We start from the raw sequence: 12,550 nt of genomic DNA on the forward strand, positions 1-12,550 counted from the left end.
GATCTAGAATTTATAAAATGAAAAAATTACACATCTTAGGAATCATAGTTATTGCAGTTGCAATTGGAGTGATTTTTGTTTCGTTAAAAAATACAAGCACTTACGCTGATTTCACCGAAGCCGTTTCAAACCCCGATAAAGAATTTCATGTTGTTGGTAAATTAGATAAAGATCAACCTCAAATTTATGATCCTAAAATTAACCCTGATGAATTTTTGTTTAGCATGATCGACAACAAAGGAGTGATCAAACAAGTTGTTCTGCATAAAAGCAAACCACAAGATTTTGAAAAGAGTGAACAAATTGTTTTAATTGGAAAAATGCAAGGCGATAATTTTCATGCAAATGATATTTTAATGAAGTGCCCAAGTAAATACAACGAGGGCGCACAGCAACTAAACTAAAATTCTATATGAACAACATTGAATACGCCGATGAACGTTTGTGGGCAGGGAATTTAGGAAACGGATTTATTGTTCTCTCTTTTGTAGCGGCGCTTCTTTCATGTTTGAGTTTTTATTTTTCATTTAAAGATTCTAGTCTTCTAAAATTAGCACGCTTCTCTTTTAATCTTCATGGATTTTCAGTTCTTGGAATCATAGGAACTTTATTCTATATGTTGCTTAATCATTTTTTTGAGTACCAGTATGTTTGGCAGCACAGCAATAGTACAATGGATATGAAGTACATTCTATCCTGCTTTTGGGAAGGACAAGAAGGTAGTTTTCTATTATGGACTTTCTGGAATGTAGTTTTAGGTTTACTTCTTAAAAGACAATTAAAAGGTGGGGAATGGGAAGTACCAGTAATGACCATATTCGCACTCGTTCAGGTTTTTTTAGCGAGCATGATTCTCGGTGTTTATATGTTCGATTACAAAATTGGAAGCAATCCTTTTTTATTGATGAAAGAACATTCCGAATTTAGAAATCTACCTTTTGTATTAGCCGCGAAATATGAGTCCACTGCACGAGGTTTAAATCCATTATTAATGAATTATTGGATGACAATTCATCCACCAACTTTATTTTTAGGCTTTGCCTCCACCCTAGTACCATTTGCATTTTCTATTGCAGCACTCTGGAATAAACAATATACGAAATGGCAAAGCATTGCATTGCCCTGGACTTATTTTGGAATATTAATATTAGGTGTTGGTATTTTAATGGGTGGTGCTTGGGCTTACGAAGCGCTTAGTTTTGGCGGCTTCTGGGCTTGGGATCCTGTAGAGAATGCTTCTTTGGTGCCTTGGTTAGTTTTAGTAGCCGCTGGTCACACCATGATTATTAATAAAAATAAAGGAGGTTCACTATTCACGACGCATTTTTTAACCATCAGTAGTTTTTTATTAGTACTCTATTCTACATTCTTAACGAGAAGCGGTGTACTCGGAAACGCTTCTGTACATGCATTTACAGACTTAGGCATGACTGGCCAATTGGTTATGTACGTTCTCACATTCATACTTATTAGTGTGGCTTTACTTGTTAGAAATGATTTATTTAGAGTATCGTATGTGGTGCTTTCATTCTTATTATTAGCTTTTGCATCCCTTTATGGATATAAAAGAATTATTCTTTTAATTTGGATTTCATCCTCTGCCTTCATTACCGGACTATCTTACTATCTGTACTTCCCGAAAGAAAAAGAAGAAGAAGAACTTTTCTCACGTGAGTTTTGGATGTTTCTAGGTTCTTTAGTGTTGATTTTATCCTCATTGATCATTACCTACTTCACTTCCATACCTGTTATCAACAAATTATTTGGCACAGAGTATGCCCCACCAAAAGTGCCTGTCTATAATGAATGGATGGTTCCATTTGCAATTCTATTAATGTTATTAATTGCAGCAGCGCAGTTTTTAAAATATAAAAAAACGGAGTCGTGTAAATTTTTAAAACGTATTTCCTATACTTTTATTTTGGCACTTTTATTTGGTACAATATGTTCTATTCCTTTTTACTTTCTGAATAACTTTGCTAATGGAAGTGGTGAAGAAAAATGGAACCTGATTAGTTACGCACTTCTACTTACCACGGCTCTTTTTGCAGCCTTTGCTAACGCTGATTATTTTATCACCATTTTAAAAGGAAAAATTTCTAAAAGCGGGGCTGCAATAGCGCACATTGGTTTTGCATTGATTATGATCGGTGCATTAATTTCTACTTCTAAAAAAGTAGTGCTTTCTAAAAATACGGCTGAAAGAAAAGTTTCTTCATTAGGTGCAGACTACGACGATAAAAAAAGTATTCTTCTCACTCAAGGTGACACGCTTCCAATGGGCCCCTATCTTGTTACCTATACTGGCAAATACCGCGAAGGAATTGATGTGTATTTTAAAGTTGATTACCTTAAATTAAATAAAAACAATAAACCCGAATTAGATTTTACTCTTGAACCTCATGTGCAAGATAATCCTCGAATGGGCAAGTCGCCAGAACCAGATACAAAACATTATTTAGATAGAGATATTTATACGCATGTGACCTGGGCTGATTTAAATATTGATACCAACAAAACAAAAAATGACGCCTTTACCTCTGCTAAAAATTACATTGGTCACGTGGGAGATACCATTTTCTCAAGCAATGCCATTATAGTCATTGATTCTTTACGAAGTAATCTCAGTAAGTCTGAATACGAAAAAAATGATTCATACCTTGAAGTAACAGCCGTTTTACGTTGCGTTGATGTCCGTTCACAAGTATATTTTGCACATCCTAAATTTATTATTCAAAACAATGTTGTTATTCCTAAAGAAGATCTTGTAGATGAATTGGGTCTAAAATTAGTTTTCTGGAAAATAAATCCTGAAGAAGGAACAGTTGAGATTACGTTAAGCGAGCGACTGAGTAATGCAAGAGACTTTTTTGTGATGGAAGCTTATGTTTTCCCTTACATCAATGTGTTGTGGATCGGCTGTTTGATTATGGCGATTGGCACGGCAATAGCCATTTTGGAAAGAATTCGTAAATTCAAATTACAAAAAGAAGTAAAAACCTAATGGAAAAACAGGTCAAAGAAAAAATCGTAATTATCGGTTGCGGTAGTGTGGCCTGGCACATAGCAAAACATTTAAAGTCTTTAAAACAATACGATGTTTATGTTTATAATCATTATGCGAATCCTTTATTGAATGACTTTAAAACAAAACTAAAATGTAAAACAGACATTGGTTTTGAAAACGTAATATCAAACGCAAACATTTATTTAATTTGTGTAACAGATAAATTTATTTCGAAAGTCGCAAAACAATTAAATATTCTCAATCCAAATGCACTTTTATTACATACGTCTGGAAGTACTAAAATTCAGGATTTAGGTAACCGTATTCAAAATACCGGTGTGTTTTATCCTTTACAAACCTTTTCAAGAGATTCAGAAATTAACTGGTCAAAAGTTCCTATTATAATAGAATCTGAAAGCCGAGATGCTGAACACAGTATTTTACATCTCGCAGATATGTTTAGCGAAACGGTTGTGAGAATGAATTACAAAGAGCGTCTGAAATTGCATCTGGCTGCTGTGCTTGTAAATAATTTTACCAACGCTTTATATGCAAGTGCAAACGATCTTATCAGACGGGATGCAGCAAGTTCGGAACTTTCTTTTGAAATTCTTATCCCATTAATTGAACAAACAACCGCGAAGATAAAAACACTGGAGCCTCGTTCAGCACAAACTGGTCCTGCTAAACGAAAAGATGAAACGGTGATGAAAAAACATTTGCAGATTATTTCCAAACAACCCGATCTAAAAAAAATATACAAACAATTAAGCAAGTTAATTGCAAAACAACAGGAGGAATAAGATGCTTAATTTTAAACAGAAACTAAACAAAATCACAACTATTATATTTGATGTTGATGGTGTTATGACCGATGGAAAAGTACTCGTGATGGAGAGTGGTGAAATGGTGAGGAATATGAATTCTAAAGATGGATACGCTTTAAACCTCGCAGTAAAAAAGGGCTACAGAATTGCAGTCATTAGCGGCGGAAATAATTTCGCTATCAAAAATGCTTTAGATAGAAATGGCGTTAAAGATGTTTTTATTAAACAGCACGATAAACTGGCCTGTTACAACGAATACAAAACCCAAAATAATTTAAGCGACGAAGAAATTGTTTTTATGGGTGACGATTTACCCGATCATGAAATTATGTCTCGAACGGGCTTAGCGGTTTGTCCGAACGATGCAGCAACAGAAATAAAAGAAATCTGCCACTACATTTCACCAAAGAATGGTGGCGAAGGGTGTGTGAGAGATATTATTGAACAAGTGTTGCGGGTGCAAGGCAATTGGGAAATTGTAAAATGGTAAGCTTTTATTCGCAGTAATTCCCTTGCACAAATTTTCATACACTACTTATATCTTAAGTAAACCTCTAAATCCTCTCGCTGCATAATACGATTCTGCTCCGTTATGATACAAGAAGACCGTGTTGTAACGACGATCACAAAATATTGCACCACCGAGTTCTCTGATATCTGAAGGTGTTTTTACCCAGCTCGATGTTTTCATGTCGAAATTTCCTAGCTTCTGTAATTCACGATATTGCTCTTCTGTTATAAGTTCAATCCCCATCTCAGCCGCCACATCTAAAGCACTACTTTTAGGTTTATGCTCCTTTCTTGATTCTAAAGCCTGACGGTCATAACAAAGACTTCTTCGTCCTTTTGGACTTTCTTCTGAACAATCACAAAAAATGTATTCACCCGTTTTTTTATCCTGCCCAATAACATCTGGTTCGCCGCCGCTGATTTCCATTTCCTCTAACGACCACAGTTTTTCTGACATTTTTTTTAGTCTTTCCACTAATCTACTCCATTCAAGTCCCTTATGGCGTTTTGTATTTTTCTCAAAACGTGTTTTCAAAATTTTGATTAGTTCTTTTTCTTGATTCGCAGACAATTTCTTTTTCATGTTATTTTAATTTTTATCCCAAATGAATTATGGGTTTTAATAATTTACTAATCATCTAATCCTTTACCATTGAGAATTTGTGTTGCATATTTTTCAACCCTTGCTTCACGCGTTTTAGCTTGTTTTGCTTGGGAGAAATAAAGCAAATAGCCTCTTTGCCGCCCAGGTGTTAATGCTTTAAACGCTTTTTCCAGAGCCGGAAGTTCATCCAATTTGTTTTGGAACTCTTTAGGCATATTGAATTCTGTCGTTTTTTTTAAAGAAACCTTTACACCTGATTTTTCCACTTCAATGGCTTCTTTAATATAAGCTTTCACGACACTTTTTTTCTTTACAATTTCTTGAAGACTTGTAAACCTTAATTGGCGAGCTACCTGAACATTCTTAGTTTGTCGAATAAGAATTTCTTTTGGATCCTGTAACAAAACTCCTTTAAAAAATAAAAGAGCACAGTACTCTTTAAACACATGAATTAAAACAATGTTGTTTTTGTTATTAGTATAACAGGGACAACCCCATTTTAATTCTTCAGCAAGTCCACACGAAACCGTAATCGCTCGGAGTGCCTCAATTTCATTCTGCCACTTTGCGTTTTTAGTAAAATACCAATCAACTTTAGGATTCATGTGTGTCAATTATTTTATAATTAAAATTAATAATTTTACTAATTCGCGAAATTGATTTTCCTATCCGAAGGTCTAAGATACCAAGATACTAAAGTTAACACTAACAATAATGTAGGTCCGAAAAATTCAATAGCACCATCACCGACAACAAAATGAGAAACGATGGCTCCTGTCATTGTAAAGAAGAATCCGGCGTAGGCCCACTCTTTTACTAAAGGAAATTTAGGCATAAGTACTACAATGACTCCCAAGATTTTCCAGACACCCAGAAGTGTTAGAAAATAAAGAGGATAACCTAAACGCTTCATCATTTCAACTTCTTCTCCCATTTGAATTAATTGTACAATTCCAGTTGAAGTCATTCCTAATGATAACCAGATAGTAGCGATCCAATAGATAATTTTGTTTCTTTTAGTCATGGTATTTTATTTTAATTTGTTTCCTATTTCTTGTATGCGATTATGTGCCTTATTAATTCCTTGCGCAAAGGGAAGTTGCAATATTTGGTCTCTGATAGCAACGGACCTATAAACAATGTGCATGGTTAGTATACTTACACCCGATGTGAGTCTTTCGAATTCTAAAAATTCAAGTTGAACGGGGAAAGGTGTGTTTTCCATTTCAAATGTTCGCGTAATTTTTTTGTTTGGAACAAATTCATGAATGGTTCCATTGAACAGATGTTTATTTCCTCTTGGATCGCTTGTTTCAAATTGGTAACTGCCGTGTCTTTTGCTTTCTAGTTTTAATACTTTTGTTCCCATCCATTGCTCAACGATTTCAGGCTCTATATAAGCTCTAAAAAGTAATTCTAGCGGCAAATCAAATTCCCGAGTAATAAAAATTTCCTGTTTACCTTCTTCGGCGTCAATTTTTGTTTTTCTCTCCATGTTATTTATTTTTATACTTTTTCATAACACTTTCCAGTTTATTAAATCGCTCATCCCACATGCTGCGGAATGGTTCGATAAAATCCGCAACCTCTTTCATTTTTTTAGGATTAAATTGATAATAAACTTCCCTACCCTCTTGCCTTTGATTTAACAACTCACATTCTGCAAGAATTTGCAAATGCTTAGAAACGGTTGGCCTTGCAGTGTCAAAATTTGATGCAATAGCGCCTGCCGTCATTGATTGCGAAGTAAGCAGAAGGAGGATAGCCCTTCTTGTTGGATCAGCAATAGCCTGAAAAACATCCCGTCTTAAATTCATTATGTAGTTATTTGACTACAAATATATGTGTAGTTATTTAACTACGCAAATTTTTTATTGCGATGAAATTTGGAAGTGTTTAAAAAACCGATTTTGCTCATTATATGAATCTTAATTATTTATTTAGCACAAACACACATAAATGTTTTTAGCTTTTTCGCTTCATTGCATGTAAGCTTTGTTTTGGTGATACAATCAAAAGTACTATCAATTACAGTAATCATGTTCGATTGCCCTGAATACTTATTTCCGAACGCTGTTACAGAATCCTCTACGCTTTGGTCTACCAATAAGTTTCCTAAAGAACAAAAAACCTTTCGTTCAATTATACTATCATTTCCTACGTAAAACGAGGTAACAATTTTACAACCGGAACAACTTTTACAATTGCAAAAACACATACAGGAATTCAACATAAACAAAACAAAGACCAAAATAGTTGCTGAAATAATTTTTAGCGAAAATTTTTCTTTAAATATCATATTTTTACTCTTGGATGTAACTAATAATAATATTTGTTGTCCTGTCGTCTCACTTATGCTTGCTAACGGATTCGGGCTTGGCGCCGGCGAAAATAACGATTTCGCAGATGCTAAAAGTGTTCCGATGTCCAGCGTGAAGTTAAAGTATTTTGAGCATTTGCAAAACAATAAAAAGTCCCGAAGGGGCCGCTGAAAAATTTGCAAATGCATGCACGAATGTCCGCTGGCGCCATTAGCCCGTGTTAGCTACTAGTGCGCCCACACAAAGTATTTGAGCGTTTCCGCTAGTCTGAAATACCATCGTCCTAAAATTAAACGTTTTAAGGTTGCAGTTGAAATAGGTTTATATAATGCCAATTAATATAGCCATATTTTATGCTGGCTAACCAAATACCAAGAGTCAAATTTGTTAAAAGAAGAAAAGTCAGGATGATTTTTTTAAACGTACTATAAAGATGATAATTTCTAATGAAAATTATTATTGCTAAGAATGTCACCAAAAAAGCGAATAGATTTATATAATGACTGTAAACAGGTCCAAGTATAATTGCCGAAAAGAATGAAAAAAGCATTGTGCCAATTGAACCTGTCAATAACGGCGAGCAATAATTGTATTCTTTCAGTTCTTCAATCATTTATTTCAATTTGCTATTGTCTTCGTCCAGTTGCAATACTTCTGTTCTTGTTAGGCCGAAATGTTTGAACGTCCGCTGGGCGCATTGTAGCTAACGTATCGCGAACAGTTTTCCGTGCCCGCGTCTGTAATGTTATAAAAGTACAAATGTCCGCCGAGATTTTAAAATAGAAAATGCCGTGTAAGCTCCCCAAAATTGGACTACTCAAAAGTAGAATTTTTAATTAAAAGTTCATTATTATATGTATGAGAATGTTGACTTGTTGGAAACTCTTTTCGAGTTTTCAATAAATCAACATTCTTTAGTTTGAATAGAATTGGGGATAATCCTCCTAGGCTATCATGAGGTCGTTTGTTGTTGTAGTCATGAATAAAAATATCTGTCACCTCTCTAACTTCATTAAGATCTTCAAACAAATATGCATCTAGTACATGTCGTCGGTATGTTCCGTTAAAGCGTTCAATATATGCATTCTGAGTTGGTTTGCCTGGTTGTATATAATGAAAATCGATGTGATGCATCTCACTCCACTCTTTAGTTAATCCGGCAATAAACTCCGGACCATTATCCATTCTTATTGTGCAAGGCTTTGTTCTTTGGTTAATAAGTCTGTTTAATACCCAAACAACAGCATTGCTTTTTAATGAATGATCAATTTCAATATGTAAAACTTCACGATTGTAATCATCTATCACATTAAAGGTTTTAAACTTTCTTCCATTTATAAGGGCATCATGCATAAAATCAATAGACCAGGTGTGATTGATGTATGCAGGAACTACAAGTGTTTCTTTAGTTCTAGCAGGCAAACGTCTCTTGCCTTTTCTTCTTAGGTTTAATTTCATCGCTTTATAAATTCTATGTACACGTTTATGATTCCAAATATTTCCTTCTAATCTAATTCGTCCGTATGCCTTCCAAAAACCCTCTCGTGGATGTTCATCGGCCTTTAAGCGTAATTCATCCATAACTTTTTTATCGTCTTTCTTGGTTTTATAATAGATGCTTGATTTTCCCAAGTTAAGGATCCTGCACGCCCTGCTGATGCGGTAATTACCACTGCTGCATATTTCAGTTGCTATTTGTTTTTTAACGCAAGGCTTTAGAGCTTTTTTTCAATGATCTCCTTTGCCAACTTTAAATCGAGCGCAAGTTCAGCATACATATGCTTTAAGCGCCTGTTTTCTTCTTCCAGGGATTTCATCTTTCTTAACTCATCAGAGCTCATGCCTCCATAACGCTGTCGCCATTTATAAAACGCAGCTTTGCTAACGCCATGTGTTCTTACAATTTCTTCTAATGGTTTGCCGGTATCAAACTCTTTGAGGATAGCAGCAATTTGTTCGGGGGTGAATCGTTTTTTCTTCATTTTGCTTAGGTTAATTTATTAGTTTTTTTTCTACTAACAAATAGTCCTAATTTTGGGGGAGCTTACAATTACGCTTCTTAATTAAAATTGCTTTGCCCGACATTTGTCCGAAAAGATGTCCGCTGAGAAACATAATTAGAATGCCTATTAAAAGATTAAGTTTAAATTTTACTGTCGTGAACCAAAAGAAAGCGTCTATGAAACTTTCGTCAAGAGAATTAAAATATGTCATTATTATTTGAGCGATAAGTAGTCCGAAACCAACGGAAATTAATGCTTGTCTACTACCTATTTGTTTCGCTATTTTTTCAGTCATGAATGGGTCTGTTTGTCTGTCTGTCAGCATTGGCTATAACGTTTTGCGGCCTTGCGTCCGTTTTTTTGCTAAGTCCAAATATAGCATTTGAGCGTTACTGCGCAAAAAAATGGCGCGAGACCGCTGTTATGGGTTGGCCGTTGCACACAGTATTTAGTCCGCTTGAGTGTCTGCATAAATTTGTATTAAGTATTTTCAATTTTTGAACCTTTAGTCCGATTGCATCTCCAACAAAGAGTTTGCAAATTGTCTTCAGATGTAATACCGCCTCTTGAAAGCGGAATAATATGGTCAATCTCTAGCAATAAATTCTTTTCGTCTCTAATTGATAAGCTACATTTTTTACAACAAAAGTTATCTCGTGATTTTATTTTTTCTCTTAAGGCGGATGTCATTAATGCCCTTTGTCCATGAACGCTCTTTTTAAATTTAATTAAATCATTTAAATAGAAAATCAAGTTCTCTAAGTTGTCGATGTTTAATTTTATGTCACATTTTGTCGAGCTGTTGCCACCCGCAGACACATACTGAAAAGTATAGACAGGAAAATACAAATCGCTAAAATCGTAACTTTCAAAGCCAAGCTTCCGAATTACCATGTTCTTGTTGAAGTACATAATTAATTTCGGAATAGAATCGCTGATGTTGTTTAAAATAGAATCCCTTTCATTCCTTAATAGTTCTTTTCCTTGTTCTGCCGCAGCAAAGTCATTAAGTACAGTTTCAAAACTCATCAATGTACCCTCATTTGTCTCGATATTGAAATATTTACAGAGGTATTTGATTGGTTGATTACTTGCGCTTTTACATACGGCAGCAGAACAGTTATAAATTTGATGATTCTTAATGTCATTTTGCCACTCCTTGCGTTTAAATTTAAAATTACTGTTGTCATTCAGTTCCCCCTGTCCATAGTCGTATGTACTTATGGCAACGAAAGAACTTTTTAATTCATTAATATGAGTGTTCAGGTCGTTACAATTCTTAATGTATTTCTGGATGTCACTTTTGAGATTTAAAAATTTGCTACTGTTGAAATAGAGGTGTCTATATATGATGTATGATAATATCACTACGCCAGCACTTAATAATGTGATGCCTAATGGAAGCAATAGAATACTTACCACTGATATAACGAATTTTATTACGAGTCCGATTATTGCAACAATAATTACTAGAGTTATAAGAGCGGAATTACCTTTCATTGGGTCTTTTGTATTGATGTCTTAAGTTTACGTCCGACTGTTTTTTGAGGGTCGTCCAACGGCTTACCCATAACGTAATGCGACTAAAAGTAGTTTGCTAATTCAAATTAACACATTTATGCGTGTCCGCGCAAATTACTTTTAGTTGCGGTTATAGGCAGGCTTTATATTAGTCTCACAGTTGTCTGAATAATTATTACTAAAGTCACTGTCGCGATAATTATTGTTGAATTTTTAAAATTTGTATCATTTGTCAACGGAGCAAGTCTGTACTTTTCAAATAAGGTCGGCAAGTGAAAAACAAGAGCAAGAATCATAAAATAAATATTGTATTGTCTTGCAAAATAATAGAAGTAGTCCGTAGAATTAATTTGGAAAGGTCCGCGTTTAAATAAAAGTAAATTGTAGACGATTATAAATACAAAAAGTCCTATAAGCTCTTGAACTTTCTTATGTCTTAGAGTATAACCTAGAAAGAGTCCCAATAAACAGGTGTCGTAACCCAATTTAATATTGTCATGATGCTCAGGAATTGCAAGTCCGATAAAGTACAAGAGTCCCCATGTCAAAGCTGAAGTTAATGCAATAATATTTCCGGTATTATAATTATTCATGTCTGTCAAGCTTGCCTATAACGTTTTCCAAGCAAGAGCCGTGCCTGTCGTCCGTAAAGTTAAATGTACGAATGTCCAGCGAAATGCCAAAATGCAAAATGAACAGGCATGGATTTTGCTTGGTGTTACCACGCGTTTTTTATTGTCCTTATGTCGCAAATAAACCTGTCGAGAGAGCTAATTTTACTCCAGCAATTACGATCTTATGTCCGAAGTCAAGTACGGTCGAAGCATTGGCACAGAGTTCAAGCACTTTACCAATTGCTCCTAAGTCTAAAGTGTCTTCCTTTTCAATGGCGGTCAAAGCCAATTCAACAATATCTTTGTCTTGTTGCTTTGAGTCTTTGAGAATTTGTTTAATTTCTTTTAGGACTTCAACAACATTGTCTTTGTTAAATGTATTGTTAATCGTACTTATATTGTGCGAGCCGAAATTTGCAATACCCTGATTGCCCATTTTTACGGTGATGTTCTGATAGTTTGTAGAATTTTTGTTGTCCATATTGTTTTTAGCAAGAATGTGAGCATACCCTTCTGGAGTCATTTTCGCATTAACAAATGGAACATTTCCTTTACTAATAGCAGACTTTAAAGAGGTAGGGTTTGCGAGCCTATTATAAAGGGCATTGTTGTCTTGTATATGCTTGGCGTCAACTAAAAGTACTAAAATATTTCGAATTTCTGTCCCTGTAATGTTTGGTGAATGATCTAAAACCAAATCTGTAATATCAACGAAAGCGCCATTGTAATATGTCGGAAATAAATGCTCAAGAATTTCTTCAGCAAGCGCTTTTCTCGGAGGAAATATTTTGTCATAGGAATAGCTGGTGAGAGCAATACCTTTTTGTGTCCGCATAACAGTGTATTTTGAATGAGCAGGCGCTACAAGTTTATTTTCAAGCATTTTTTCAAGTAAGTCGTCAATGCGAGTTATGGAGTCTTCGCCTAATTGTTCGAACATAGTGTCGATATAATATTGCGAGTCGGTGTCCATTTGCGAAAGTACTCCAAGTATCAATTCTTTGTCTGTCTTAGTCATTTTGTTGTCGTCAGAGTCGGTCCAAAAATGCGTGGTAACGTTTGGCGAATTTGCGCCGTTTTTTGCTTGTCCAAGTTATGCATTTGAGCGCTAACCCGCAAAAAATGGACGCGAATTTGCTGTTA

Annotated in this window: 14 protein-coding genes and 1 pseudogene; 4 read left to right on the forward strand and 11 right to left on the reverse strand. The window is 35.0% G+C overall.

The genetic code is table 11. From position 1 onward, the window contains the following. The first annotated feature begins 17 nt into the window (after window positions 1-17). The 4 genes from P2086_RS18470 to P2086_RS18485 are packed head-to-tail and all read left to right on the forward strand — an operon-like array spanning window position 18 to window position 4,324. Window positions 18-404, forward strand: a complete 387-nt coding sequence (locus P2086_RS18470) for a cytochrome c maturation protein CcmE domain-containing protein (RefSeq protein ID WP_317898248.1) — start codon at window positions 18-20, stop codon at window positions 402-404. An 8-nt stretch (window positions 405-412) separates the two neighbouring features. After that, window positions 413-3,004 carry a cytochrome c biogenesis protein CcsA gene (gene ccsA / locus P2086_RS18475; RefSeq protein WP_317898249.1) on the forward strand — a complete coding sequence of 864 codons (2,592 nt, stop codon included), beginning with the start codon at window positions 413-415 and terminating at the stop codon, window positions 3,002-3,004. Next, a complete protein-coding gene (locus P2086_RS18480; RefSeq protein ID WP_317898250.1) occupies window positions 3,004-3,810 on the forward strand; it encodes a Rossmann-like and DUF2520 domain-containing protein in 807 nt (268 codons plus the stop codon). Before ccsA ends, P2086_RS18480 begins: the two co-directional genes overlap by 1 nt. 1 nt (window position 3,811) lies before the next feature. Continuing rightward, window positions 3,812-4,324 carry a KdsC family phosphatase gene (locus P2086_RS18485; protein ID WP_317898251.1) on the forward strand — a complete coding sequence of 171 codons (513 nt, stop codon included), beginning with the start codon at window positions 3,812-3,814 and terminating at the stop codon, window positions 4,322-4,324. A gap of 45 nt (window positions 4,325-4,369) precedes the next feature. Here the strand turns inward: P2086_RS18485 and P2086_RS18490 are convergent, their stop codons facing one another. The 11 genes and pseudogenes from P2086_RS18490 to P2086_RS18540 all read right to left on the reverse strand — a co-directional run bounded on the left by P2086_RS18490 (window position 4,370) and on the right by P2086_RS18540 (window position 12,425). Further along, a complete protein-coding gene (locus P2086_RS18490) occupies window positions 4,370-4,927 on the reverse strand; it encodes a DUF4256 domain-containing protein (protein ID WP_317898252.1) in 558 nt (185 codons plus the stop codon). A gap of 47 nt (window positions 4,928-4,974) precedes the next feature. Continuing rightward, a complete protein-coding gene (locus P2086_RS18495; RefSeq protein ID WP_317898253.1) occupies window positions 4,975-5,553 on the reverse strand; it encodes a YdeI/OmpD-associated family protein in 579 nt (192 codons plus the stop codon). A 38-nt stretch (window positions 5,554-5,591) separates the two neighbouring features. Next, window positions 5,592-5,972 carry a DoxX family protein gene (locus P2086_RS18500; RefSeq protein ID WP_317898254.1) on the reverse strand — a complete coding sequence of 127 codons (381 nt, stop codon included), beginning with the start codon at window positions 5,970-5,972 and terminating at the stop codon, window positions 5,592-5,594. Between the two features lie 6 nt (window positions 5,973-5,978). After that, a complete protein-coding gene (locus tag P2086_RS18505; RefSeq protein ID WP_317898255.1) occupies window positions 5,979-6,443 on the reverse strand; it encodes an SRPBCC domain-containing protein in 465 nt (154 codons plus the stop codon). 1 nt (window position 6,444) lies between these two features. Beyond that, the gene (locus P2086_RS18510; protein ID WP_317898256.1) at window positions 6,445-6,765 is read right to left on the reverse strand and encodes an ArsR/SmtB family transcription factor; all 321 of its coding nucleotides are present in this window, start codon (window positions 6,763-6,765) and stop codon (window positions 6,445-6,447) included. Between the two features lie 119 nt (window positions 6,766-6,884). Further along, on the reverse strand, window positions 6,885-7,247 hold the full coding sequence (locus tag P2086_RS18515; protein ID WP_317898257.1) for a hypothetical protein: 363 nt from the start codon (window positions 7,245-7,247) through the stop codon (window positions 6,885-6,887). 943 nt (window positions 7,248-8,190) lie between these two features. Continuing rightward, window positions 8,191-9,251: pseudogene (locus P2086_RS18520) on the reverse strand (IS3 family transposase); the annotation flags it as partial. Between the two features lie 46 nt (window positions 9,252-9,297). Then, complete coding sequence (locus P2086_RS18525; RefSeq protein WP_317898258.1) at window positions 9,298-9,597, reverse strand: hypothetical protein; 300 nt, start codon at window positions 9,595-9,597, stop codon at window positions 9,298-9,300. 155 nt (window positions 9,598-9,752) lie between these two features. Further along, window positions 9,753-10,772, reverse strand: coding sequence for an HNH endonuclease (locus tag P2086_RS18530; protein ID WP_317898259.1), 1,020 nt, complete (start codon window positions 10,770-10,772; stop codon window positions 9,753-9,755). Between the two features lie 164 nt (window positions 10,773-10,936). Then, complete coding sequence (locus tag P2086_RS18535) at window positions 10,937-11,386, reverse strand: hypothetical protein (RefSeq protein ID WP_317898260.1); 450 nt, start codon at window positions 11,384-11,386, stop codon at window positions 10,937-10,939. 148 nt (window positions 11,387-11,534) lie between these two features. Next, window positions 11,535-12,425, reverse strand: a complete 891-nt coding sequence (locus P2086_RS18540; RefSeq protein ID WP_317898261.1) for a hypothetical protein — start codon at window positions 12,423-12,425, stop codon at window positions 11,535-11,537. Window positions 12,426-12,550 lie beyond the last annotated feature (125 nt).

The organism is Aurantibacillus circumpalustris (genome assembly GCF_029625215.1).
Taxonomy (GTDB): domain Bacteria; phylum Bacteroidota; class Bacteroidia; order B-17B0; family Aurantibacillaceae; genus Aurantibacillus; species Aurantibacillus circumpalustris.

Coding starts and splice junctions, on each gene's coding strand:
- P2086_RS18500 (WP_317898254.1), bottom strand. CDS start 5,972: ATGACTAAAAGAAACAAAATTATCTATTGGATCGCTACTATCTGGTTA.
- P2086_RS18470 (WP_317898248.1), top strand. CDS start 18: ATGAAAAAATTACACATCTTAGGAATCATAGTTATTGCAGTTGCAATT.
- P2086_RS18495 (WP_317898253.1), bottom strand. CDS start 5,553: ATGAATCCTAAAGTTGATTGGTATTTTACTAAAAACGCAAAGTGGCAG.
- P2086_RS18530 (WP_317898259.1), bottom strand. CDS start 10,772: ATGAAAGGTAATTCCGCTCTTATAACTCTAGTAATTATTGTTGCAATA.
- P2086_RS18490 (WP_317898252.1), bottom strand. CDS start 4,927: ATGAAAAAGAAATTGTCTGCGAATCAAGAAAAAGAACTAATCAAAATT.
- P2086_RS18480 (WP_317898250.1), top strand. CDS start 3,004: ATGGAAAAACAGGTCAAAGAAAAAATCGTAATTATCGGTTGCGGTAGT.
- P2086_RS18505 (WP_317898255.1), bottom strand. CDS start 6,443: ATGGAGAGAAAAACAAAAATTGACGCCGAAGAAGGTAAACAGGAAATT.
- P2086_RS18525 (WP_317898258.1), bottom strand. CDS start 9,597: ATGCTGACAGACAGACAAACAGACCCATTCATGACTGAAAAAATAGCG.
- P2086_RS18510 (WP_317898256.1), bottom strand. CDS start 6,765: ATGAATTTAAGACGGGATGTTTTTCAGGCTATTGCTGATCCAACAAGA.
- P2086_RS18535 (WP_317898260.1), bottom strand. CDS start 11,386: ATGAATAATTATAATACCGGAAATATTATTGCATTAACTTCAGCTTTG.
- P2086_RS18540 (WP_317898261.1), bottom strand. CDS start 12,425: ATGACTAAGACAGACAAAGAATTGATACTTGGAGTACTTTCGCAAATG.
- P2086_RS18515 (WP_317898257.1), bottom strand. CDS start 7,247: ATGATATTTAAAGAAAAATTTTCGCTAAAAATTATTTCAGCAACTATT.
- ccsA (WP_317898249.1), top strand. CDS start 413: ATGAACAACATTGAATACGCCGATGAACGTTTGTGGGCAGGGAATTTA.
- P2086_RS18485 (WP_317898251.1), top strand. CDS start 3,812: ATGCTTAATTTTAAACAGAAACTAAACAAAATCACAACTATTATATTT.